Source organism: Pelotomaculum schinkii, assembly GCF_004369205.1.
GTDB classification, from domain to species: domain Bacteria; phylum Bacillota; class Desulfotomaculia; order Desulfotomaculales; family Pelotomaculaceae; genus Pelotomaculum_C; species Pelotomaculum_C schinkii.
Genome location: NZ_QFGA01000003.1, coordinates 224,834 through 249,531 on the forward strand (window position 1 = coordinate 224,834; position 24,698 = coordinate 249,531).

The 24,698-nt window shown below is 48.2% G+C and carries 27 protein-coding genes; 25 read left to right on the forward strand and 2 right to left on the reverse strand.

The features are described 5' to 3' along the window. Positions 1 to 9 precede the first annotated feature (9 nt). The 23 genes from Psch_RS17210 (at position 10) to Psch_RS17315 (ending at position 21,354) form a co-directional block, all read left to right on the forward strand. Complete coding sequence (locus tag Psch_RS17210; protein ID WP_190259059.1) at positions 10 to 1,653, forward strand: GspE/PulE family protein; 1,644 nt, start codon at positions 10 to 12, stop codon at positions 1,651 to 1,653. Further along, positions 1,631 to 2,032, forward strand: a complete 402-nt coding sequence (locus tag Psch_RS17215) for a type IV pilus modification PilV family protein (protein ID WP_190259060.1) — start codon at positions 1,631 to 1,633, stop codon at positions 2,030 to 2,032. Before Psch_RS17210 ends, Psch_RS17215 begins: the two co-directional genes overlap by 23 nt. A 16-nt stretch (positions 2,033 to 2,048) precedes the next feature. After that, positions 2,049 to 2,540, forward strand: coding sequence for a prepilin-type N-terminal cleavage/methylation domain-containing protein (locus Psch_RS17220; protein ID WP_190259061.1), 492 nt, complete (start codon positions 2,049 to 2,051; stop codon positions 2,538 to 2,540). Positions 2,541 to 2,558: 18 nt separating this feature from the next. Next, positions 2,559 to 2,972, forward strand: a complete 414-nt coding sequence (locus Psch_RS17225; protein ID WP_190259062.1) for a hypothetical protein — start codon at positions 2,559 to 2,561, stop codon at positions 2,970 to 2,972. Positions 2,973 to 2,990: 18 nt separating this feature from the next. Continuing rightward, on the forward strand, positions 2,991 to 4,451 hold the full coding sequence (locus Psch_RS17230) for a PilN domain-containing protein (RefSeq protein ID WP_190259063.1): 1,461 nt from the start codon (positions 2,991 to 2,993) through the stop codon (positions 4,449 to 4,451). Continuing rightward, entirely contained in the window at positions 4,408 to 5,238 is an 831-nt protein-coding gene (pilO, locus tag Psch_RS17235) for a type 4a pilus biogenesis protein PilO (protein ID WP_190259064.1), read from the forward strand. Before Psch_RS17230 ends, pilO begins: the two co-directional genes overlap by 44 nt. Positions 5,239 to 5,295: 57 nt before the next feature. Next, complete coding sequence (locus Psch_RS21265; RefSeq protein ID WP_243124225.1) at positions 5,296 to 6,591, forward strand: transglycosylase SLT domain-containing protein; 1,296 nt, start codon at positions 5,296 to 5,298, stop codon at positions 6,589 to 6,591. Beyond that, positions 6,588 to 7,820 (forward strand): type IV pilus twitching motility protein PilT, encoded by a 1,233-nt coding sequence (locus tag Psch_RS17245; RefSeq protein ID WP_243124190.1) that lies wholly within the window; start codon positions 6,588 to 6,590, stop codon positions 7,818 to 7,820. Before Psch_RS21265 ends, Psch_RS17245 begins: the two co-directional genes overlap by 4 nt. Before the next feature lie 215 nt (positions 7,821 to 8,035). Beyond that, a complete protein-coding gene (locus tag Psch_RS17250; protein ID WP_190259065.1) occupies positions 8,036 to 10,522 on the forward strand; it encodes a CBM96 family carbohydrate-binding protein in 2,487 nt (828 codons plus the stop codon). Positions 10,523 to 11,311: 789 nt separating this feature from the next. Continuing rightward, positions 11,312 to 12,586 (forward strand): group II intron reverse transcriptase/maturase, encoded by a 1,275-nt coding sequence (gene ltrA, locus Psch_RS17255; protein WP_243120840.1) that lies wholly within the window; start codon positions 11,312 to 11,314, stop codon positions 12,584 to 12,586. Between the two features lie 112 nt (positions 12,587 to 12,698). Further along, the gene (locus Psch_RS21480) at positions 12,699 to 12,833 is read left to right on the forward strand and encodes a hypothetical protein (RefSeq protein WP_282432479.1); all 135 of its coding nucleotides are present in this window, start codon (positions 12,699 to 12,701) and stop codon (positions 12,831 to 12,833) included. A gap of 241 nt (positions 12,834 to 13,074) precedes the next feature. After that, a complete protein-coding gene (locus Psch_RS17260) occupies positions 13,075 to 13,848 on the forward strand; it encodes a hypothetical protein (RefSeq protein ID WP_190259066.1) in 774 nt (257 codons plus the stop codon). A 12-nt stretch (positions 13,849 to 13,860) separates the two neighbouring features. After that, a complete protein-coding gene (locus Psch_RS17265; RefSeq protein WP_190259067.1) occupies positions 13,861 to 15,501 on the forward strand; it encodes a hypothetical protein in 1,641 nt (546 codons plus the stop codon). 149 nt (positions 15,502 to 15,650) lie between these two features. After that, complete coding sequence (locus Psch_RS17270) at positions 15,651 to 16,406, forward strand: EAL domain-containing protein (RefSeq protein WP_190259068.1); 756 nt, start codon at positions 15,651 to 15,653, stop codon at positions 16,404 to 16,406. Between the two features lie 30 nt (positions 16,407 to 16,436). After that, complete coding sequence (locus Psch_RS17275; RefSeq protein WP_190259069.1) at positions 16,437 to 17,180, forward strand: EAL domain-containing protein; 744 nt, start codon at positions 16,437 to 16,439, stop codon at positions 17,178 to 17,180. Beyond that, positions 17,180 to 17,686: a hypothetical protein gene (locus Psch_RS17280; RefSeq protein WP_190259070.1), complete on the forward strand. Its 507-nt coding sequence runs from the start codon at positions 17,180 to 17,182 to the stop codon at positions 17,684 to 17,686. The genes Psch_RS17275 and Psch_RS17280 overlap by 1 nt, the downstream gene beginning before the upstream one ends. Positions 17,687 to 17,775: 89 nt before the next feature. Then, a complete protein-coding gene (locus tag Psch_RS17285; RefSeq protein ID WP_190259071.1) occupies positions 17,776 to 17,967 on the forward strand; it encodes a hypothetical protein in 192 nt (63 codons plus the stop codon). Positions 17,968 to 18,108: 141 nt separating this feature from the next. Continuing rightward, positions 18,109 to 18,948, forward strand: a complete 840-nt coding sequence (locus Psch_RS17290) for a ParA family protein (protein WP_190259072.1) — start codon at positions 18,109 to 18,111, stop codon at positions 18,946 to 18,948. After that, on the forward strand, positions 18,941 to 19,252 hold the full coding sequence (locus Psch_RS17295; RefSeq protein ID WP_190259073.1) for a hypothetical protein: 312 nt from the start codon (positions 18,941 to 18,943) through the stop codon (positions 19,250 to 19,252). Before Psch_RS17290 ends, Psch_RS17295 begins: the two co-directional genes overlap by 8 nt. A gap of 428 nt (positions 19,253 to 19,680) precedes the next feature. Then, entirely contained in the window at positions 19,681 to 20,082 is a 402-nt protein-coding gene (locus Psch_RS17300; protein ID WP_190259074.1) for a hypothetical protein, read from the forward strand. Positions 20,083 to 20,115: 33 nt separating this feature from the next. After that, positions 20,116 to 20,367 carry a hypothetical protein gene (locus tag Psch_RS17305; RefSeq protein ID WP_190259075.1) on the forward strand — a complete coding sequence of 84 codons (252 nt, stop codon included), beginning with the start codon at positions 20,116 to 20,118 and terminating at the stop codon, positions 20,365 to 20,367. Beyond that, positions 20,367 to 20,711, forward strand: a complete 345-nt coding sequence (locus Psch_RS17310) for a hypothetical protein (RefSeq protein ID WP_190259076.1) — start codon at positions 20,367 to 20,369, stop codon at positions 20,709 to 20,711. The genes Psch_RS17305 and Psch_RS17310 overlap by 1 nt, the downstream gene beginning before the upstream one ends. A 220-nt stretch (positions 20,712 to 20,931) precedes the next feature. Continuing rightward, positions 20,932 to 21,354: a hypothetical protein gene (locus Psch_RS17315; protein WP_243124191.1), complete on the forward strand. Its 423-nt coding sequence runs from the start codon at positions 20,932 to 20,934 to the stop codon at positions 21,352 to 21,354. A gap of 35 nt (positions 21,355 to 21,389) precedes the next feature. On the opposite strand, the gene Psch_RS17320 is transcribed toward Psch_RS17315, so the two are convergent. Both Psch_RS17320 and Psch_RS21755 read right to left on the reverse strand, forming a co-directional pair. Continuing rightward, entirely contained in the window at positions 21,390 to 21,668 is a 279-nt protein-coding gene (locus Psch_RS17320) for a helix-turn-helix domain-containing protein (protein ID WP_190259077.1), read from the reverse strand. Positions 21,669 to 21,670: 2 nt separating this feature from the next. Then, positions 21,671 to 22,021, reverse strand: coding sequence for a type II toxin-antitoxin system RelE/ParE family toxin (locus Psch_RS21755; protein ID WP_427910118.1), 351 nt, complete (start codon positions 22,019 to 22,021; stop codon positions 21,671 to 21,673). Between the two features lie 114 nt (positions 22,022 to 22,135). Here Psch_RS21755 and Psch_RS17330 point away from each other — a divergent pair, with 114 nt between their 5' ends. Both Psch_RS17330 and Psch_RS17335 read left to right on the forward strand, forming a co-directional pair. Further along, positions 22,136 to 24,094 (forward strand): VirD4-like conjugal transfer protein, CD1115 family, encoded by a 1,959-nt coding sequence (locus Psch_RS17330; protein WP_190259079.1) that lies wholly within the window; start codon positions 22,136 to 22,138, stop codon positions 24,092 to 24,094. A gap of 65 nt (positions 24,095 to 24,159) precedes the next feature. Next, positions 24,160 to 24,696 (forward strand): metal-dependent hydrolase, encoded by a 537-nt coding sequence (locus Psch_RS17335; protein WP_282432480.1) that lies wholly within the window; start codon positions 24,160 to 24,162, stop codon positions 24,694 to 24,696. Positions 24,697 to 24,698: the final 2 nt, after the last annotated feature.

Below are 24,698 nucleotides of genomic sequence, written 5' to 3' on the forward strand. Positions count from 1 at the left end.
TATTTTGAAATGGCCGTATACAAACAGATGGCCCTGCTGGGCGAACTATTGATTAAAAAGGGACTGGCTAAAAAAGAAGACGTCGTAAAAGCTTTGGAAGAGCAGAAGAAATCCGGAGAAAAACTGGGAGCTATTCTGGTAAAAAACGGGATCATCTCAACCGAGGACCTAGCGGCGGCACTTGCTATACAATTCAATATCAACAGGTGCCGCCCGGGTTTTTGGAACGACCCGCCGGCTGTAGATATACCGGTGGAAATAATCAAAAAGCACCGGGTTTTCCCCGTCCGGGTGGAAAGAAATAAAATATACCTGGCCATGTCCGACCCTTTTAATATCACCGTGACTGACGAAATTTGTTTTGCTTTGAAAAACGTGGAAGTCATACCTGAAATAGCTCCGGCGGAAGATATAGAGCGGGCGATACACAAGTGGTACGGCGGTTTTGGTGACACTGGAAATGAAACAGTTGAAGAAAACGACGATGATGATGCCGACGGGCCTGCGGCCCGGGCGGTGCAGGAACTGATCGAACGTGCTCTTTTGGATGACGCCACCGACATACACATCGAGCCACGTAAGAACAATTGCACCGTTCGGTACCGGATTGACGGCATACTGCACGACGTGACCGTGATTCCAAAGAGCATGCACCAGCAGGTGGTGACCAGGATAAAAGTGATGGCCGGGCTGGCCATAGAAGAAAGAAGGCTCCCGCAGGATGGCCAGATCAGGCATAAGACGCCGCGTGAAATTGAATTGCGGGTGGCTACTCTGGCAACCATTTATGGAGAAAAAATCACCATGCGCATACTTGACAAAACCAAGGTCGCGCCCAGGCTGGAAAGCCTGGGTTACACCGGGCGAAACCTGACTTTGTTCAAGAAAATGCTGCACGCACCCGGTAAGGGCGGGATGATCATTGTGACCGGTCCTACCGGCAGCGGCAAGACTACAACTCTTTACGCCGCCATTATGGAAATTTTTAGCCGTGACATAAACATCGTTACGGTGGAAGATCCGCCGGAATACGAAATCGACGGCATATCCCAGACGGCAATCAACCGCAAGGCGGGACTGGACTTCGCGCCGGTCCTGCGGTCTATTTTGCGGCATGACCCGGATATCATCATGGTTGGGGAAATCCGGGATGAGGAAACGGCGCATTTGTCGATCAGGGCGGCGATGACCGGACACCTGGTGCTTAGTACGCTACACACCAACGATGCGGCTTCTGCCCCGTCGCGGTTAATCGAGATGGGAGTTGAGCCTTACCTGCTGGTTTCAACCCTGCGCTGCGTAATCGCACAGCGATTGATCAGGATAAATTGCCTGAAATGCTCGACTTCATATGTTTTGCCTCCGGATCATCCGGCACAGGAAATTTTGGCTGCTGTAAAAACAGTTGTGCGTGGCAAAGGCTGCACGCGGTGCAACAAGGGATACAAAGGCCAGACGGCGGTGATGGAACTGATGCCGATAACGCGGCAGCTCAGGAAGCTTATCTATGAAAACACCCCTGCAGACGTAATTCGCCAGACGGCGGTAAAGGAAGGCATGGTTCCACTGATAGAAGACGCGAAAGCGAAAGTAGCCGCCGGAGTGACCACGCCGGAGGAGATGATGCGCGTTGTGGCGCTTGAGGAAGACTAATGAACACGGATACACGCTGATCACTGTTATCGCCGCCATGTTTATTTTCGGCACGGCCTCTTTTCTATTGAGCGCGGTGATGGCACGTTCCGTTCAGGCTGCCCGCGTCGCCAACGCCGGAGCTATTGCCGGCTACCTGGCGTTCCAGGAAGAGCAATTGATCATGGGGCAACCGTTTGATAACGTAGTCTCCCGAGCGCCCGCGCCGGTGGATGAGGTCAAGTACCCCGGTTTTATCTGTACCGTGAACGTATCCACCCAATCCGGCGGTTACGTCAAGAAAGTCACCGTTACCTTGACTTATCCGGTTCCCGGCTCTAAAAGCCGGCAAAAGCAATTGATTTTTTACCGGTCTATTGATCAGCAAGTTAACCAATGACTGGCAGGTGCATACAGTGATTCAAAAAGGTAGTCGCAATGCTCATCTCAGTGGCTTAATGACTGAGACAAAAGGCATGACTCTGGTCGAAGTAATAGTCGCAATGTTTATCGGTACGATTATCATAATCAGCGGGTTTGAAATATTCCAATACGCCGGAACATCATATAAAGAAAGTTTTACCAGCTATCAAAACTATAGCGCGCTGCAGAATGCCGCGTCCTGGATTATCCGGGACGCGCGGTCGCAGAACGCGCAAAGCATTGCTATAAATAACGGCGGACAATCCGTAACCGTTGGCAATAACGTGTTTTCCTTTACCGGAAGTCAGCTGGTCAAAACCACCAACGGAACATCAACTGTGGTGGCGCAGAACGTAACGGGTAGCTTTAGTGTGCAAGCAGGCGCCAATAACTCTATTATCCTGACCATAAATATAGGCGCGACCGACGGGCGAAAAAACATACAGGCAAACGCAACAGTATATTCGTTGGTGACAGGGCCTTGAGAGAGGGGATGGTTTGGATTGAGGAACGAAAAGGGCCAGGCTTTGCTTATAGTAACCGTTATATTGATGTGTGTCACTACGATAAGCATGGCGGCGGCGAGCCTCGCCGCTCAGTCGGCCAGAAACGAGCTTCGTAACTGGCAGTTTATCCAGGCCCGATGCGCCGCGGACAGCGGCATGGAACTGGCGAAGGAAAAGCTGTCCACGTATCCCATGTGGACAAGCGGTGCCGATATAGAAGGTCCGCTGGATGCGAGTGTGCCGGGGGTAATCATTAAATCCGTTACGGTTGCGCAGCTCAGTTCCGTTCCCAATCCCGACGGTTCGGCCACGGAGACGGTGAAAGTAGATGTTGTAGGGGCGTGCGGAAATGTGACCAGAGAAGAAGAGGCCACATTCAGCATCGTGTATTACCCGCAGTACTGGCAATGAAGAAAGGGGGGGTACCGGTTGAAAGCTTGTGTCGGGATAGATTATGAGTTGAACGATTTTGTAGTCATGGAACTGCGTGGGGGCAAGCCGGAAATCGTTTTTCAGGAAAGAATGGCTTTCATGGATACGGTTAAACGGGTGGCTGACCGGTTCAAAATGCCGAGGAATCTTCTTCCCGTAACCGCCTTGCCGGGCCGGGAAACGATGCTCAAAGCGCTGCGGTTGCCGGAAAAACTCCGGGAAAAAGATATTCCGGGAACCGTTCAGTGGCAATTCAAAGACATTGAAGAAGACATATATTTAAAACATTGTGTGACCGGAAAAACCGTTTTCGGAGGCTGGCTGGTGATTGCGGCGGCGGTTTCGCAAAAACAGATCAGCGCATTAGCAAACAAAGTATACCGGTTCGGGTTGAACGAGAAGCCGGTTATAGATATGCGGGTGCTGGCACTGTGGCGGGGAGCGAGATATTTTCACCCGGGGAATACAGACACGGCGATGGTCGTGCTGGAGGAAATCCCTAATCTTGGGGCGAGAATAGTTGCAGGTAAGGAATGCCTTGAATTCGCCAGGGAGATAACCGGAGACAATATTGAATTCGAGATTCGGCGCACCATTACCCATTACAAACAGGAGTTTACTGACAAGGCAGATGTGCTGGTTGTTGGAGAAGATATTCCTGGAAATACGGCAGCCGTTGGTATGTCCCTGTACCCATTTGCAAAGCCGGGTGTTGATTTTTCGCCCGGAAGCAAGAGGAAGGTTATCTTAAGCAAGACACCTGTTCTGCCGTCAAGGAAAAGTTTGCTGACAGTTGCCGGCGCAGCGTTGATTTGGCTCGGTCTAGTTACCAGTCCTTGGGCGGCGGGCAATTGGTGGTCTGCTCGGACGACGGCCATAGAAAGTGAGATGATCGGTTTACGACCGGCGCTGGCGCAAGCGGACACCATCATGAAACAAACGCAAACTGTCCAGCAGTGGAACGCCGTGCTGGAATCATTCTCGCCGCTTCCCACAGTGTTTGAGCTCGACGATTTGCGTTACGCCATACCCTCTGACTGCTGGCTCACCGCGCTGGAAACGGTGGGACAACAAACACAGTCTGTCCAGAATCAACAAGGGCAGAATCAAAACGAGCAGGGAGTGCCGAATCAACAAGGACAACCCACGCTGGATCTGCAAAGCCAAAGCGCGCAACCCCGGCCAACCGGGCAAAGTAACGAGCAACACAACGCTGTTGCATTGCCGCCCGCTCCGGCCGGTTTCAAAATTGAGGGATACTCCAATGAGGTGAACACAATCGCAGCCTTTCGGGACAACTTGAGCAAGTTGCCTTGGACGGCGAATCCGAAAATAGTGTCCGTGACAACTGACAACACTCTGGGCGCGTATAAGTTTGCTTTAAGTGTAGGCGTGAAAGGGGGACCTGTTCTAAGTGCAGATACAGTTAGGTCAAATACGGATAAACCAGATAACTGACATTTTAAGAAACCTCCTGGAAGACCGGGCCAAACTGTATAAAGCGGGTGGGACAGCAGCTCTACTTGTTTTGACGGTTTATCTCGCGGTTCCCGGCATTCGCGCGGCGGGGATCGCTTATCAAAAATACCTCACTACAAAAACGAGTTACGTTGCTCAGGAAAATCAAGCGAATGACATCCCGGTGCAGGAAACGGCGCTGAAAGAAGCGCAGGATAAGTTTAAAGTCTTATCCAACAGATTTGCCTTCAGCGTGGACACCGGCCAGACGTTAAAAAGAATAGCGGATTGCTGCAAGAGGGACAATGTAGCGCTAAATTCCATACAACCAGGTGACCCGGTGGAAAAGGTATATCAAGGACATCTAATGGCCGTGCCGATCAAAGTTGAAGTCACGGGGGCCTTCCCGGATATCATCAAGGCGATGAACGATATCGAGCATGACGGTAATCCGGCTGAATTTCGAGAGGTCAAGATATCAACGGCACAAAAAGGTGCTCCCGGTGACGTAACTGCCCACCTGACTATCGTATTTTACTCATTGTACAAGCCGGAGATGACCCAGTATGTTACTGCGACGATATCGGGCAATTACAACCCGTTTTTTGCCTTAAAGCAGCCATCGCAAGCTCCATTCCAGCAAAGTCAGCCGGGTTTGGAAAAACAGTTACCGCTGGTGAATCAGGTATTGCCGGGTGACAATACATCGCCCGTCTCAGGGCAGCCGTCAGTGCAACCCGGTTCAGAGCAACAACCAGTTTCGGAACAGCAGCAAACAGTGAAATGACCCGCTTTGGAGACGAGGTTTTTAAGAAGTTTTTACAGGGGGGGGATGGTTTTGATAGTGTACACCGACAGTCCGAATATGCTGCCCACCGGCCACTATCTAGCCAGCGATGTGTCCGACGCGGACGTGGTAGTGGCCTTTACGCCGGAATTTTTAAAGGGTGCGGTCATTCGCGACAAGCTGGTGCTTTTGGCAGGCAGAAGGGCGCCACTGTCGCTTGCAGGAAGGGGATTGGAAATCAAGCTTGTAGACCCGGCCAATTTATCTGATGTATTGACTTGTTTAGCTATCAGGAGATCGGTGATAAAAGAAAAGACAAAACAAACCAAGAAAACCGGCTTGCGGTCGATTATACCTCGAAAAAAACAGGCATGCGCTTTGCTTGTCGCATCTCTAGCGGTAATTTTGGCGCCCGGATTATCAATTGCCGCCAATGAACCGGTATCGCTACTTACTAAAGCTCAAGAAACCGGCGATGGTCAAAAACTGCAATACGCGCGTTTCTCTGTCCCGGATAAAAACGGAAAACCGGTTTGGCCTACCTCTCAAGAAAAGGTAATTGTTCAGTACGGTTTTGACGGCGAGTGCAATTATCACGCCGCCGCAACGCTGGCGGCGAATACAGGCGAGCCGATCAGAGCGGCTCTCGGCGGGGTAATTAAAGCGATCTACGGCGATTCCGTCACTGTGGACGGTTACGGTATGGAATTGACCTATGGCAATTTAATGCCGGCTGTCGCTTTGAATGATGAAGTCTGCGGCGATGCTACCCTGGGCACAGCGAAAGGTAATATTACGCTCGTAGCTAAAAGGGGCGGTATGCTCTTTGACCCGGTGGCTTCTTTCTGGCCAGAGCTCTCGCGTTTTGCCGCACAAAAAAAAGAGCAGGAACAAATGGCGGTACAGATAAAGGCTGTCGAAGAAAAGGCGGGCCGCATGGAACATATACCTATACGTCCACCGGAAAACATGGAGCAAACCTTTGAAAACGCCGCCAAGGTGTACGGCGTGGATGTTGACCTGTTGAAAGCCGTCGCTTCCGAGGAATCGGGTTTTGATTCCATGGCCACGTCGTCAAAGGGAGCGATGGGTGTGATGCAGTTAATGCCCGGCACGGCAGCTGAACAAGGCGTTACCTCTCCTTATGATGTTGCGCAAAACATATACGGCGGGGCGCGGTATTTGAAGGAACAATTGCTGAGGTTCAACGGAGACGTGGCATGTGCTCTCGCGGCTTATAACGCTGGACCGAAAGCCGTACTAAACTGCAAGGGCGTACCGCCGTATGTGGAAAATTACGTCAGGGCAGTCATTGCTGAATACAACGGTTTGAATGAGGGAGTCAAATTATGAGGAATTACGATTTGACAGACATTAACGACGTTAAGCCTGACCCGGGGGACGCGCCTAAAAGGCGTGTTACCGTGGCGCGACACGATTATCGGGGAAAAAGCGAACTGGACATGCTTCTTACTTTCGCTGTCAACATTGACGCTTCAGATATTCACCTCACTGCTGGTATTCCGCCGGCAGTAAGGCTACACGGCAGATTGTGGAAATTAACCATGCTGGCGCAAAGCGGCCCTCCAGGCGTTCGATTCGAGGTAGACCGGCTGTTTCAAATTAACCCGGCGTTCAAAGAACCGCTAAAGCCTGAAAGAATAGCTGGTTTATGCCAGCCTTTACTGAAAAAAGAACCGCATGGAGTTAGGAAAAGCATTGACATGGCTTACGCTATACCGGACGTATCACGTTTTCGCGTCAACTTATTCCAACAGCGCGGCACGTGGGCGGCGGCGTGGCGAGTGCTGTCGAGCACCGTCAAGGATATACGTGATCTTTTTCCATATTCCCGGAAGGTTATAGACCGGTTGGCCGCTTTTGCGACTATGCCCAGAGGGCTCGTACTGGTTACAGGCCCGACCGGTTCTGGGAAGACAACTACCCTGGCCGCGATGATCAGCTATGTAAATCGTACATTTGAAAACAACATTATTACTTTAGAGGACCCGATTGAATATGTGCACCAGCATGGAAGGTCTATTGTCAATCAGCGTGAACTTCATAGTGACGTAGACAGTTTTGCCGAGGGTTTGAGGGCCGCCCTCCGTGAAGATCCGGACATCATCATGGTTGGCGAGATGCGCGACCGGGAGACTATATCTACGGCGATCACGGCGGCGGAAACCGGGCACCTGGTGCTTTCTACCCTGCACACAAACACGGCGGCCGAAACCGTAGCACGGATTATCGACGTGTTCCCGCCGCACCAGCAGCAGCAAAGCCGGGTGCAGTTAGCTTCTGTACTGCAAGGCGTGATTTCGCAGCAACTACTGCCTCGCGCCGATGGCAAGGGTCGGGTGTGCGCAGTGGAGATAATGGCTGTAAACAATGCCATACGCTCATTGATTCAGGAAAACAAGATTGTCCAGATACCGGCTAAAATACAGACCGGCGCCGCTGATGGCATGGTCCTTATGGACCAATCACTGGGCAATCTTGTTTCTTTAGAATTGATAACCGAAAAGGAGGCGATGGCGAAAGCGGTTGACGTTAACCTCTTGCGGCAATACCTTGGTTAGCCGGCATAAAACAGGTGCAATGAGCTATTAAATCAGTACGAGAGCAGGAAAGTCAATTCAGAAAGTGCACACCCTGACATTATGGAGAAAATGAACCCTTTTAAAAGACAAATATATGTAATTTTGAGGTGCTATAGATGATTGTTAGCTTATACGATGATTTGTAAAAGGATTGTTAGCAGTTTTAACTAAAATAATTTTTGTTGGGGGCGAGTATGATGAAAAAGTTTTTATTATTAGCAATATTTTTGATGTTTGTTTTATTTATACCATTGTCAAGTGCAAGTGCACTAACATTTAATGCCACTGCAGATTCTTGGGTTGAGGGAGATTATGATTCTGGTAAAAATAATAATTATGGTAAAAGCGGTGAGCTTGAAATGAGCGGGGCTGCTAATGATGCATTCATAAGATGGGATGACGCCAAAATTTTCTCAGAGGGAAATGGTTGGGCAAGGATAGATGATTTAAAATTTGAGTTTTATCTCTACCGTTCAAGTGATACTTCTTTTAGAAAAAGTATTCACGCTATAACAGCACCTTGGGATGAAATGACGATCACTTACAATAATAAACCTTCTTACTCTAATGTTAATTTAGATTCTGCACCCTGGCCCTCAACTAATGGATATATTAGGTCATGGTATATTTGGGATATTAATGCTGTGTCAACTAGTCAGCAAAATTTATTAAATATATGTAAAAATGGGTTGGTAATGGATTTATATATTGGTACAGATGGCAGGTTGGAAGATGCCCTTATTTATGGTAAAGATACTAATGGTTCTTATTACCCTTCTAAATTACATGTAACTTTTTCAATAGCGAAATCTCCAACCCTGAGTTCAACATCATCTACTCAGAATTCGATAACTTTAAATATCAATAGAGGCGATTTTCCAGCAGGGGTAAACATAAAAGCATATAGAAATGGCAGTTATTTAAAAACAATAACTTCTGGTGGAAGTACATTCACTGATAGCGGATTGACTCCAGGTGTTTCCTATAACTATCAATTTTCTGCTGAGTATTCTGGGGTTGAAGGACCATTATCTTCAACATATTCGGTCCGAACCATTCCTCCCACACCAAATACACCAACGGGCACTTTATCACGAATTTCGTGGTCTCAGACTGCAGGGAGGAGCAACGTAATTCTTTCTTGGCCTGCCTGTGCTGGTGCTACAGGGTATAAGGTAGGGGTATTTGACGGCAATGCTTATCGGGCAATTGATGTAAGGAACGTTACTTCATGGAATTTGGCCAATGCTAAGATTTATCCAGATGAGAGCTGGTTAAACGGCCAGGCTAATAACAGCATATCGAACGATCCCTTTAACCATTCTACAGGTGGTTTTGCATTAAGGGATGATCCCAATAATTTGTATTTAAAAACTGTTGGAACTACTTACGATAGTGCTCATAATTACTGGTTTAGGGTAAGTGCTTATAATGAAGCTGGCGAATCTCCTTATTCTACAAATACCTATACACCAACATTGCCCGATGCGACAGATACGGGGGCTCCGTCAGGTATGAACAATACAGTTTCCTCAGAGGGTCTAGAAAAAACTTATAATACTAATGTAAAGGTAACTGTAACGGCATCAGACAGCGAATCCGGCATCTACCAGATAGCACTTTCAAATGATAATGTTTCCTTTACGGTCAAGCATACCGCAGCTAAAGGTGCTGACGGTGGAACTGGAGTTACTAGTTATAATGATACATTTGATTGGACGGTTACACCAGGAGCTGGAACGAAAACAGTTTATGTGAAAATTATCGATGCCGTTGGTAATTCAGTTGTCGTAACTGATTCTATAGCTTTGGCTGAAGATATGCTTCCACCGTCAATTACTCTGCTGATTAATGGAGGTGCAACGTCTACTACCTCAAAAAATGTAACCTTAACAATTGTTGCAACTGACAACACCAGTGTTTCATCTCAGATGCAAATGAGCTTTAGTAACGACGGCAACCTTTGGTCCCCTTGGGAGACATTCACTCAGACAAAAGCCTGGGACTTAACAAATACAAGTTACGGGGGGGTAGCAGGGGCTGCAGTAAAGAAAGTCTATGCTCGTTTAGCCGATTTAGCACAAAATTCTAGCATTGCCAGTGCGAGTATAGGGTATAACCCTACTCCACCAACCGGAACTGTAACAGTAACTGGGGGAACATCAGGAACCTTCAACGGTAATTCGGTTATTTTCGTTAGCGGAGACACTCCGACTCTTACTATTAACGCTGCAGGAGCCTCTATGATGCGATACGACACCGGGTTAGGTGCATGGTCAGATTGGGAAACCTATGCAAGTAGTAAGCAAATTGTTCTGGCTAAATCCAATGGCGTTTGTAAAGTAAGGATTCAGGTACAGGACGCCTATGGTGTAACATCAAATCCGACAGAAATTTTGGTGGTGGTGGATGGACTGCCGCCGACAATAAACAGTGTAAAAACTTTGTCCGGTGCCAGTGCAACCTCTGGTAACTCAATAATCCTAGTGGTGAGCGCCACCGATAACATTAGTAAAAACTTTCAATATGACATAAATGGTGGAACTAAGCAGGCCTTACCAGCTAACGGAATAATCACGGCGCCGGTAAGTGGTAGCGGCCCTGTACCTATTACTGTAAACGTTTATGACGATGCAGGGAACAAGGGGTCAGGCACGATATCAATATGGAAGCTTAATTAAAGATTAAAGTTCCGGTGCCGTATTAATTTTCGCCCTGGTAGGAAAACCTACCAGGGCTTTTTAGTTTGCCCGGCATGTCTGCCGCACCGATGGGTTGAAAGAAACCCTGTCACCTAACCAGCGGGAAGACAACCCGTAGGCAAGGGCGTCACTGGTAACGGTGGGGTCTGGAGGAAGCCGAAGGGGGAGCTTGGAACATAACGAAAGTGAACCGAGGTTGGCCTTACAGGTGGGTAACCCTGCTAAATAGGGGAAAGCCCGAAAGCTGGATAACCTGAAAGGTTAGGACGGATGCGTTCAAGCTCAGGCAAGCAGACTTAACCGGGGAAGCCCGGCATCATCCTACAAGACACAGTAGGTAAGCCCAAACAAGCGGAAACGCAAGGGAGGGAATACGTGGAGCAGGGTGGCAGATGAGTCCGTAGTAGTGATTAACCCTCAGCCAGTGAAGGCTGGTAACAGACCGGAGGGCAAAACTGAGGGGACATTGCACCTGGTTGCAATAGGGCATAAGGAGCCAAAAGCCTTTATGCTTGCGAAGGGACGAAGATAAACCAAAGTATGCAAATAAAGAACCAAGCGGTGGGACGAGAAGATAACCGAGGCTGAAACGCTGAAGGGAACGTTAAGGCAGGCGGCGACGAACTTGCTCGCCATAACGTCCGCTCAGGCGGAGTATTGCGGTACTTAACGGTAAGATTGCCACAGAGCTAGAGACGCCGGGAAGCCGCAGGAAGAAACCGCCGCAAAACCGTAAGGAACTAAGGGAGCATAGCGAAATCAGGTGAAATGATGAAGAAATGGTACAGCCTAATAGATAAAGTATATCGGCTTGACAATTTGGAAAGAGCCTGCCGTGCCATTAGAGCCAACAAAGGAGCTCCCGGAGTAGACGGTGAGACCGTGGAAGCCTTAGGCCAGAACCTGGAAGAAAGGCTGCACCAACTTCATCATGAGCTGAAAACCGGCACATACAAGCCACAGCCGGTCTTAAGGGTAGAAATTCCCAAAGCGGATGGCAGCAAACGCCCGCTGGGAATACCCACCGTAAAAGACCGTGTAGTCCAACAGGCACTTCTCAATATCTTGCAACCCATCTTTGAACCCGACTTTCATCCCTCAAGCTACGGCTACCGACCGGGACGCTCCTGTCACCAAGCAGTGGCCAAGGCCGAGAGATTTATGAATAAATACGGATTGAAATACGTAGTGGACATGGATCTCTCAAAATGTTTTGATCGGCTGGATCATGAATTGATCTTGGAAGGAGTAAACCGGAAAGTGAGCGACGGCAGCGTGCTGAAGCTCATTAAGAAGTTTCTCACCGCTGGAGTCATGAAAGACGGAGCCTGGGAAGAAACAGATATTGGAAGTCCGCAAGGGGGCGTCATCAGTCCATTACTTACGAACATATATTTGGATCAATTCGACCAGGAAATGAAAAGAAGGGGTATTCGCATCGTCCGCTACGCGGACGATATTCTGATATTCGCCCGAACTCACAGAGAGGCCTGGAAATATCAGAAACTCGCCACCGAAATCCTTGAAAATGAACTCAAGCTAGTGGTCAACAAAGAAAAGACGCACCTCACGAGCGTGAATGAGGGAGTAGCATATCTTGGATTTATCATATGGCCCAGGTATGTCTCTATCCATTCCAAGAAAATAAAGAGCTTTAAGGACAGAATAAGGCAACTAACTCCCAGGAACCACGGAATAAACGTTGAGGAAATGGTGAAGCGTCTTAACCCGGTCTTGAGAGGGTGGGCCAACTATTTCAGGGTCGCCAACTGCAAGAATCTATTTTCACAGTTAATGGAGTGGATTCGGCGGCGGTTGCGAATGAAGCAAATGAAAGAGTGGAAGAGCTGGAAACCATTGCACAAGGCGCTGCGTAGGCGGGGGTATAAAGGGGAGTTTCGGAAAATTTCTGTTACGAAATGGCGCAACTCTGCCAGCCCGCTGGTCAACATGGCACTGCCAAACAGCTGGTTTAACGAGATTGGACTAATTAATTTGGCTTCGTATAATGCCGGCATTTTGCATCACTTTTGGGAGAAGTGACTGAGGTTTATCAGGAGCCGGATACGAGGCCCGTAAGTCCGGTTCTGTGAGAGGGATAACGCCGCAGAAAATTACTGCGGCGCTACCCTACTCGATTAGGGGGGTGTTGTGAATGCCAAAATTTTTTATTTCACTGTTTATTGTAGTTCTTTTGGCGGTTGCTGTCTTTGGGGTGTATAGATTACAGGCCTCGGTAGATGAAATTAAAGAGAACGAATATCCCCAACATCACAAAACTATGAGCTAAAGGAGCCAAAAAAGCAGTTGACAACTATACTAGCAACAGTTCGGAAGGTTCCTGGGATCTAGCGTTGCAATACCTCACCGGCGAGGCCCTGGACAGGGCAAAGGACAGGTTCGGTGTTGCTGAAAAGGCAGAACTTATTGCATCTAGATGGTTACGCTGAAGTAGCAGCACGATATGGAAACTACATTGATTATCTGCCCCGGGAACGCCGGGGGGGGGTTTTTAGGAGGGGGCTGTTAACATGGCTAAAAAACCAATTAAAATCTTTTGCCTGGTTTGCATTGCAGGGACTTTATTGTTGCTTTTTTTCGGCTATAGAAGTAAAGCACCATCGAACAAAGCAGAAGAAATCGTAAGGAACTACTTGTCAGCTTCCGCATCTTTAAACTTGCAGGAAGTAAAAGAGTACCTCACTGGACAGGCCTTAAGTTCTGCTGAACAGAACATAAAGAACGGTCCTAATAAGGTAACGATTGTTAACGAGAAAACGAAGGTTATATCTCAGTCTAATAACTTTGCTATTGTCAGCGCGGAAACTGTTGAAATGCCCGGACACAACCGCTGGAACTATCTTTTTCACCTTCAACAAACATCAGGAAAATTGCTCATTTATAAAGTGGAGTTTGTAAGTCCGGATCTACCGGGCCATCTTAATGAAAGTAGTATACCGGGTACGCTGTCCGATACGATTAAGTCTTATGTCAGTGCAAAGGCTGAGGGTGAACAAGTCAAGGCCCTGCAGTATCTGACTGGTGTGGAGCTTGTAAAAGCCCAAAGGGAGGAAATGTTTCAAAACAGGGTTCAAGCTCAGCAAAAGACCGCTAAACCCCATGGAAGTGTAACTGATTTTCAGTTAACTTCGTCGGGGGCAGGTGACGGGTACCACTTAGTTCATGCCACCTATACCGTTTCCTTTCCCGGCCTGCAACCCATCCATAAGGACGTTCTATTTACTGCCGCAGACGCGTCCGGTGCTTGGAAAATAGTATCGGTGGATCAGGTTTCCGGGGAATAGGGGGAGGCAGAAGTGATAAAGAGAATCTTCTTTCTTTTCCTCCTGGCTTTCGTAATGGCGGCAGCATATCTCCCGTTGCCGGCCTTCGCAGGGCAGGTAATCCTGGATGATAAGTATCAGAATACCAGCAATGTTGACATGAATAAAACCACCGCATATGTGGACACGAGCGGCGGGTATGTTTGTCTACCTCAACAGCCTATACCCAACGCCATAGCCATACAACAGTTTGGCTATGAGTATGCGGTGGCCACTACATCCGGAATCAATGTATACGACTACGATGACGCTACCGGCAAAATGTCATTGAACGCGGCCCTGTCCATTCCATCCGTGACCAACGCAACGGGAATAGCTGTGCGTCAGGATGCTCCGGAAATATGGTCATTAACCAATAATGCTCTGACGCTTTACTCTTTTAACGGTTCTTCAATGTCGGCTAGCGCGACCGTTACAGGCTTAAATAACATCGTCTCCGTCAGTGCATGGTCCAACGCCGATAAAGCAGCACTCCTTTCTAACACTGGCGTTGTGACAATTTACAACGCATCCGGAGGGAGTTTAACTCCTACCTTAACGGTTAATACCGAACTGAGTAGCCCTGTGGCCGTTTCGGTTGTGCCTGGTACGCCAAATTTTGTTGTGTCAACTGGCAAAGCTTTTTACTTTTACGTTTACGATGATGCTACCGGGAATTATGCCCAGGATACAACGAAAACGGTAACAGGCCTTAGTAATGTGTTGTCAGTGAGTAGCCAGCAGGGTGGGGTTGGAGTTTTAAACAGCTCCGGAGTATCGTACTATTCCCAGGACGATGCCGGTGGGTTTAAAAATACAAGCGTTTTTTCAGTGTCCCCCATAAGCAGCCCGGTTGCCTTTTCAATAAAGCCGGGGAGTTACGATTACGCCGTGCTTACCCAATCCGGAGACGTAAAGTATTATACTTACGATGATAGCTCGGGCACGGAAATAGAGAACACGTCTCTGGAAGTTTCAGGACTGAATCTGGTTTTCATGGGCTACTTGCACCCCAAAGATTATTATTCAGTAGTTCTTCATAGCGGCAATATTTGTAATACTGTAAGGTTGACACTAAACCAGACCCTGCCGATCGGCACTTCCGTAACTTGGTATGTCAGTTCCGATGGTGGAGCAACCTGGGTTACTGTTACTCCAAGCAATTGGACTACAATTGCACCTGGAAACCAATTTGTAATACATGCAGTTTTAGATACCAGCGATTCCAGTATTACGCCGAAAATTTTTGAAGTTACGTTAGAGGTAAAGGCGCTTACAGGTATAACCTTATCACCGACGTCTATGAGCGTGACCGGCGCGAATAAGTTTATAGGTTCTTTAACGGTAACGGCCAATTATTCCGATAACAGCGCCCAGGATATAACCAATTCAGTGTCTTGGAATGCTGTACAAAACCCCACCCTTGTTCAAAATGGAGCTGTGGTGGCTTATGTGAGCGGGCCGGGGCAGGTTTTCAGCGGACCATATGTCGGTACAGCCATAATCACGGCGATTTACTCTTTACCAAACGGGCAGAATTTCACTTCAAATGACTGTACCGTTACGGTGAATCCGGATATACCTCCTTCCGGCATATCGAATTTTATTCAACACTATCGAAGGGAAGTTGGGTGATCAGGAATAACAATATGATTAAATCATCGCGGATTTTCTTGTTGCCCCGTTTCGGCGGGGTTTCCTTTTGCATTTAATAACAATGGCCAGTCCACTCTTTTTGTTTAAATAGTTTAAAATTTAGGAAAGGATAGGGGGGTAACTTGAACTTGAAAAAAACCCTGGAAAATGTATTGGCTAACAGGCTGATCACAACGGTATTTCAGCCTGTAATTCACATTGAAACTGGAAGAATAATCGGATATGAGGCTTTATCAAGGGGACCGGAAGGACCGTTGCAAGAACCATTAGTCCTTTTTTCACTTGCCACGGAGTTTGGTTATGCCATGAAGCTGGAACAGTTATGCTTGGCAAGCGCCATGGAAAATTCAATATCAATGCCGACCAATTTGAGACTTTTCATTAATCTTAGCCCTTTCGCAGTCGAGAATGGAATTTTGGACGTGTTTGACCATGAACTTACTGAACTTACTGTTATAGAAATTACCGAGGCTGGAGTAATCAATGACTATAGCAAAGTCAAGAAAGTTATTGATTTTTACAGGAGAAGAGGCATAAAGATAGCTGTTGACGATGTGGGTAATGGTTATGATCGTTTGCGCAGTATAGCTGAACTGGAACCGGATTGGATAAAAATTGATCGTGGGTTAATACAGGGATGCTATGAAAACAAGGGTAGGCGTAGGGTTTTAAAACACCTTGTGGCGTTGGCTGCTGAATTAAAAGCAAAAGTTGTAGCGGAAGGAATTGAGAAGGTAGATGAATTAAATATTGCTGGTGTAATTGGTATACATTATGCCCAGGGATTTTATCTTGGAAAGCCGCAATCAAAACCCTGGGAGAATTTAATGTGTGCAGGTGATAATTCACACTTGTCACCCTATTTAGTTAGCAAGTGTTTTTAAGCAGGTTACTAGTGAAAGGAGTCATTTATTGTGGATTTTACTGAAGAGATAAACAGAATTATTGAAAAAAAAGAGATATTAACTTTTTTTCAACCTATAATTCATCTGAGAACCGGAAACGTAGCTGGCTTTGAGGCATTGTCCAGAGGGCCTGTCGGTAGCCTGCATTCCCCCAACAACCTTTTTACAACCGCTTACAGGTGCCACAGACAGCAAGAAGTTGAACTGGTCTGTCTGGAATTGGCGGTAAAACACTCAAAACGCCTTCCTCCCGGGCAGGTGTTTTTCAACCTAAGTCCCAGTACAATTCTATCTTCCAGCAACACCGTCTTGAATATTATCGACCCATTAAATGACAGGGCAGTTATCGAACTTACCGAGATAAAGGTCAAAAACAGAGATGTAGGGACTTTGGTGGCCATCCTAAGCAGTTTCCGCGCTTGCGGGATTAAAATCGCACTTGACGACGTTGGGAAAGGGGAACGTGACTTCTGGAGTATAAGCGAGTTCCCGTCGGATTTTCTGAAAATAAATCAGAACTCGATTCACAGGCTGGCACGGTATAAAAATGGTACTGCCCACCGATACCGGTTGATGATTGAAAAGTTACTGGAGTTGGGTAAATTACTCGGCGCCCAGGTGATAGCCGAAGGCGTGGAGACGAATGGACACTGTCAGATCGTTAAAGACCTTGGAATTGAACTTGCCCAGGGCTTTTTCTTTTCAAAGGCAATGCCGGTAGAGCATTGGATAGAAGAGGAGGGGCAGAAATAATGGTTGTTGGAGCCGATCTTTGCAACACGATTGCCAACGTTAATTTAGAGCTACTCAAATATTTTAGTATTAATTATTTGACGTACCCTTTTTCCGAGGTACCGCAAGGCTTTTTTGAAACAAGTAGAGGCCTGGAGATTTTATTAAAAGCAGAGCCACTTCCAAACGCGCACGCCGTGTTGCGAAACCTTAACGGCCAGGGCCACCGGATTGAATACATCACTAACCGCCCTAAATCAGCCTACTTCGTAACAAGGCGGTGGCTTGAGCTAAACGGTTTTCCCGCAGGCCGTATTGTCTTCACGGAAAACCCGGAGGAAAAGGCCAATTATGTAATATCGCGGGGCATTCAGTTATTTTTTGAGGACGACCCCCGGGTTATATCGAATTTGAATAAAACCGGGGCTTTGGAAATATTCGTGAAGGATTGGCAATACAACCGTTCGTTAGTACGCCAACAAGGCCTCAAAAGCTTTAAGAGGTGGAGTGAGTTCCTTGTCTCTTAAGCTTGTAAAAACCTTCTACTTAAAGTAACCGGGAGTCATAATTCCCGGTTTTTTTGTTTGTTTTGAAAAACATTTTTGGAGGTGCAGAAATGCGAACAAAGTACCAATCACTAACAAACGACGTGGGCTACGGAGGCATTAAAGCCGTCTCTAGCGACGGAAAACGGGCTAGTTATCCGTCGGTCCTGGCCCTAGTAAGGGAGGATGATTTAGGCGGCATTTTTGACGGGGAAGGACACACCCGGCGCGCAACTATCTATCGAACTGGTCCGGAAAGGTGATGAGGGACTAACCCGCCGCCCATGTGGTTCTCTATAGACAGGCTGGAGATTATTACACTTACCGAATTATTACTTAATTGTTACCTAATTATTCGGTAGTAATTACGTAATTATTACTTACTTGAAGGGTGGTTAAAAGTTTTGCGTACCATAGCTGTTGTCAATAGTAAAGGTGGAGTTGGCAAATCAACCGTTAGTGTCCACCTCGGCCACGCCCTGGCCCTAGCCGGTAAAAAGACCCTCATCGTGGACATGGACATGCAAGACAATATACGCATTTGGTTTAATGCTGAAGAGAAAAGAACTACATTGTTCGAGATGATGGTGGAAGGAAAGAAGGCAATTGATGCCACAGTAAATGTCCGGGAAAGGTTAGACATAATTGCATCCGGAGGTGACAACCTCGGCGCTGTTCCGTTCCTTTTGAACCTTGGGAACCTGGTTAATGATTTATCAAGACCTGATGCAGCAGATTTCAAGAGAATTCTTAGCAGGCTGTCGCTGCAATGGCTTTTTGACTTAAAGGCGCCAGCTCCGGAAATTCTAAAGAAATCACTACGTCCTCTAACAGGTATCTACGACTACATTTTAATTGACTGCTCCCCATCGAGAACGCTGTTGCACACAATGGCGGTAGTCGCTTCCGATCACGTCATGGTCCCTGTCTCAATGGAATGGCTAAGCATTGTGGGGAGCGCTCAGGTCGGCAACGCCATATCCGATGTAAGGGAAAAATACAATCTCTCAACAGACATCGCGTTTGTGGTACCCACCTTTTTCGATAAAAGAAGAAGCCGTGTATGCCAAGAAGTCATGGAAGACCTGACGAAAATGTATGGCAAGAAGGTTACAAATCCGATCCGGATAAACGGACGACTGTCTGAAGCTCCAAGTTGGGGAAAAACGGTCTTCGATCTTGCCGATCGCCGCGGGATGGAAGATTTCGAGGAACTTGCGCGTAGGGTGATAGGGAATGAATAAAGGGGTGCAAAAAAGGGCGGCTATAGAAGCGCTTATGCCCGGAAAACGCTCCGCTTCACAAGATTCGGTAAATAGTAATGAATTATTACCGAATCATTCTGTAATTAATACAGATTCAGTCCATTCCTTAAACAGAAAAAATAAGCCAATAAGCGAAAAAGCAGTCAAAAAGACCTACAGTTTTCACCCTAGGACCTTAAAGGGCTTAGAGAGTTATGCGCATGAAAATGGGATGACTTACAGTCAGGTCATCAACCTTGCGTTAAGGCAATTAATCCCCAGGTCATATTTTGAAGCCGATTAATTATAAGAGAAAACCAATGAGCCCTTTACAGAGAAACACCCCATACGTAATAATTCGGTAATTCCTACTGAATTATTACCGAATTTTTCAGTATTTATTAAGCCATTTTGAAGCTTCCATAAAGCAGCAACAAGCATAGGTTAATCATATAACACAACTTACCATATATGGAAACCTAATAAGTGCTAGACGGAACGGCAGTACGGCGCATGAGTGTTCCCTGTAGCCATCATTATTGGTCTATCTTTCAAACCAGGCTCCCCCGGCCTTGCGGCCTTTTTTGCTCCCCGCAAATGCTCACTATATATAATACACGCTTACCGTGCCCTGGAGGCCTACAGCCCCAAGGCCTGGGGTGTCGGACAATTTTCACCCTGTCCGACACCAAACCCTGGAGGCCTTGCGCCCCAAGGCCGGGCGCGTCGGACGTGCGTCCGACAGTAAACCCGCAAACCCTTGCGCCCCAAAGCCGGGGGCGTCCCACACCTATAATCTTCCAGGAACCCCGGGCGGGCGCCCAAACCTGGTCCCGGCCAAACCATCTTGGATTCCAGGAACAGGGAAACCCGGTTACCAGGGACCAGGTCAGCATGGTCTTTTTCCTGGAAATAAATCCTGGGTCCCAGGCCCGGACCAGGTTACCTGGGAACCCGGTCCAGGAACCAGGACCCAGGACCAGGCCGCCGGCAGGCGCCGGGCGCCAGGGCCTGGTATGCGGCGGCCAGGCCAAGGCCCAGGTTCCAGGTCCAGGACCCCGGTCCCCAGGAACCAGGACAAGGCTGCACGGCTGCGGTGACAATCGGTGTACGGACCAAAGGGGAAGGCGCTAACTGAAGAGGGATTGAAACGGAGGTGGAGATGTCATGCAGGCCAATGTTTGCGCACCGGAAGAAGGTTTCAGTGCCAACAAGAAAAAGGGTGAAGCCTGGTGCCCATACTGTGCCGGGAAGTTACCCTTCGGTTGGGATTCTGTGTTAAAAACTGCCAGATGCACAGGGTGTAAATGTTCTGTGAAAGACTTTTATTTTCGCAAGTATAACGATTTATGGGGTGAGTCGAGTATTAACGCCTTTATATGCGCAGTAAAAAAATCAGGATTGAAGGTGAACTCATAATGGCCACGGAAAAAAGATCGATACGATTTCCGTTACCTGTGGCTAAGGATATCAACCGGAAGGCGGCTGACGAACATTTAGATTTCTCGAACGTAGTAATAGACCTTTGCCGAAGGCAACTAGGAGAAGACAACAGTTGGGAAAACACCAGGACGGCGGCTCTTTACAGCAGAGCTGCTTTTTTAGCGGTCTCGGAGCTACTGGCCATGGCTAAAAAGGAGGATGTTGAGACGGTACGACGGGCGCTCCTGGCCAGGGCCGGGCGCAGGGAAAACTGGGGCGCACCGGGGCCGGGCCCAGGGACTAGGGCGGAGCCGGGAGCTGGCCAGGGCCAAAGGGATTAGTGAAAAATGTTCGGGTTTGGGCAACACAAATAGCCCCAGGAAAGCGTCCTTTTTCTGGGGCTGACCTATTCAGTACCCAGGTATTTTTGCTATGCAAACCAATAGATCTTCAGGCGCCTGAAATTTGTGTGCGGATATGTATGAAATTAGGCCTAATTCCAAATCCGTTAAATTATTAATATCCAACAAATCCCATGTTTATACAGGCGGTGGTAAACTTTTGAATGTCAAAGTGTGGCTTATTAGAAAACCATCTCATGTGGTTGGACTGGTAAAGAGAATGGGTGTTCTCTTTGACGCTGCCCGGACGGACTTACCCCCCGGTCGGTTCTGGCAGCCGGGCACCTACTTCACTCACTCGGCCAGGATCAAGGCGGTGGTGATGGTTCTACTACCGGCGCCCGGCCGGGACATGGTAGCCCTGGGCCGCAGGGTGGCAGGGCTCCTGGAGGCGCGCAAGGGCCTGGTCCTGGACTGGGCCGGGGCGACCAGGCGAAGCGGAATCTGGCTGATTGTAAAGACGCTGGCAACGGACGCTAAGACGGGGAAAAACCGGGAGGTTCGCCTGGATAGGTCTGACCTGGCGGTGATACGGGCACTGGCGCCGGGCAGAAAAAGGGCCAAGAGGTGGCGGGGTAGATGAGTAAGCCCTGCCCGTGTAAGGAGTTGGACGCATGCTTAACGCGGCTGAAGAGTTATTTTTACTTCTGATTCAAGCGCGCTGGCTAATTTAGAAAGTGTCCGAATACTTACGTTTTGGCCTCCGTTTTCAATCCTGGCAATTGTGGATTGTGTTGTTCCTACAAGCTTTGCTAGTTCTTTTTGTGTAAGCCCTTTGTTAAGGCGCGTTGCAATAAGTTGACGTACCACCTGGTATTCCGGCTCAGTTTCAGCCCAAACCTTCCGAAAGGCAGGGTCATTGAGGCTTTCTTGAAGATGTCTTTTTAAATCGTCCATTATTATTGCTCCTTAATACGTTTTTGGTAATGGGTGAACCTGCTAACAGCTAGGTTTAATTCTTTTTCGGGTAATTTTTTTGTCTTTTTTTGAAAACCATGCAACAATAGAATTATTTTGCCCTCTGTTACTGCAAATAGTATTCGATACTGATTTCCCTGGTGTACCGTTCTTAATTCCCAAATGTTTCGGGAGATGTTACTCACAAAAGGCCAGCCAAGGTCAGGTCCGAATTCTGACAGCAGTAAAAGGTTCCTTAGAATTTTGGCTTTTGTCTTTGGATATAGGCTGTCGATATATTCCCGCACGGGTTGACTGTTGCCTTCTTGATAGTAAAGTATCTGCCATATCATAAATTAAATATAGCATATATGATATATCATTTCAACAAAAGTTTTTGAACTTCTAGAGAGAGGAGTGTACTGGTCATAGAAGACGTAAAAAAGTGGGCGTATGAAAAGAGGTATATGATTGCCGAAGTTTTTGTGACAGGAGTGGCTGTTCTGGTGCTTTGGTTTAAGTTCCCTATGGCTTTACCGGTTCTGGCCCTGGCCGCCCTGGCCGGTTGGCGGGGATATAGGGCCGGGCACGTCAGGCAGGGGGTGGCTGCATCTCTTTCGGTAATGCTTATGGCCGTCCTGCTTGCGTATGGTTCCTGGAAGATGGTTGATTTGTGGGACCGTGGTGGAGCGAGTAGCGCTAGACCGGCCTTCATGACCTGGCTAAAGACCGGGCAAGCGGATCGCGCTGATCAGGCGGCACGATATGGGCTTTTAATCGGGGCCGCAGCCGGCATGTTTACTTTTTTTGCCGGGAACAGAGACTTTCTATCGTCGCTGAAGGGGCACGGGCCGGGTTTGGTGCGGGGGAGGGACGTGGTAGAAGGGGGTTGGGCAACGGAACGTGACGTTAGGTCAATTGCAGAATTTGGGCCGCCCAGGGAGAAGCCTTTTGGCGGCGGTATTGTATTGGGCCGGCTCAACGGCAGGATATTGCGCGTGTTACCTGAAAAAGGCAAAATCAAGATTGCGGGGCATGTATTTATTCTTGGTGCCACGGGTAGCGCTAAGTCTTACACCCTCATTCGTGACAATATTATTGCGGCGGTATGTGAGGGTAAATCACTTGTCGTCACAGATCCGAAAGGGGAACTCCTAGAGGATCTTGCGAGTTGGATAAAGTTCAAAGGTTATAAAGTAAATATTTTCAATGTTCTTAGTCCGGAACATTCGCACTGGTGGAATATGCTTATGGAGTGCCGTGACGATGATGAAATGGCCGAACTGGCCGACGCTATGATCTCCTGTGCCGGTGATGATCACGCCTTCTTCAGCGGTGGTGAGAAAAACGTCCTCACAGCGGTTATCGGCTATGCCCGGTGGGTGCTTCCGAAGGGACAAAAGCACCTTCGGGCGGCGCTCTCACTTCTTGCCTGGCCGGAAGATGAGCTTGAAAAAGCTTTTCAAGATGCCTACAGGAGAGGATTGATTAAACAGGGGCTTTATGAAACATACGTGACCGCGCGTGGGCACTGGAGTAACTATGTGGAGGGTGTGCGGAACAAGCTTAGGACAATAACAACCGGAGGATTGGCAGCGCTCACTTCCGAGAGCGATTTTACCCTCAGCGATATAGGCCGGGAAAAAACTGCGTTGTTCTGTGTTCTACCGACTGATGGGGACTACCGCATGTTGTTAACACCTTTCTATGCTTTTTTGTTTAAGCGTTTAAAAGAACTTGCCGCGGCGAGTCCAAAGCAGCGATTGCCGGTACCAACGAGGGTTGTAGTGGAAGAGGCTGCAAATGTGGGCAGAGTTCCATGGTTAGGAAAAACATTGGCTGTTGCGAGGAGTATGGCCATTGACATTCAATTGGCATTTCAAAATATAGGTCAAGTGCAGGGATTATACTCCAAGGAGAAAGAGTGGCAAGCCATCGTGGGCAACTGCCCTGTAAAAGTGTGCCTCGGTTGCGACGATATGGACACTGCCACATGGTTTGTAAGGCCTTTCGGAGATGTGCGGGTTTTAACAGAGTCATATAGCCGGGATGTGACGCTACCGTACCAGCATTACACAGAAATGCCCCGGCGCAGGGAAAGTGTCCGGAAAGAGCGGTTGATGGAACCATGGGAACTGACGCAACTGCCGGAGGACGACATGGTTGCCACGGTCCGGGGGAAGAGGCCTCTGTATCTACAGAAGATTCCATGGACCGATCTTCCCCAATACAAGGAAGTGCTGGCGGCCGGCCAGCTACCGGTTCAGGAACTCATACCGGCTCGCTCCTTGAAAATTTCCATGCCGGTGGTACCGGGAGGTCCTGGTGAACAAGGAGCTTTCGGTACCAATATGGGCCGTGGAGACAGAGAAAATACCGATGGAAGGGGACAGGTAGATGTAATGGGTCTCTTTAATCAGCCGTGAGCACGTGGGATGTTAAAAGGCAGCCCTTGGTCTGTTGACCATGTGGCTGTCTTTTTTGTGAGGAGGTGAGAAATATTCAAGGTGAAACACATTTAAGCGCAGGACTTTTTCTAGGGGCAATGACCGGCATTTCGTTTGAAGGAGGTATGGGGGATATTCTAATCAGTACGTTGCTGGGAGGGGTGATGGCGGTTCTTCCGGATGTTGATCATCCGGGCAGTATGACCGGGCGACTCATCAGGCCCCTATCGCTGTATCTGGAGGAGCGCTGGGGACACAGGGATAGTCCCGCTCACACGGCCGTATTCGTCTTTATATCTTCGTTAACAGTCGCAGCGCTCTGGCTTTTACCAGGGCACCTGGCGGGGCTTTCAACGATGGCCCCCGGGATCGCAGCACTGCTTGGAGGCACATCACATTTGGTGATGGACTCTGTAACCAGATCCGGGATAAAGCCCTGGCGCTACCTGCCGATACCGGAAAAATGGCGCCAAAAGATTTACAGGGGAACACTGGAGTCCGGAAAATCAGCGCTGGAACGGGTGCTTGCCTGTGCCGGTTTACTTGGCGCCTTTTTTATCTCTATATTCAAACTCACATAAGT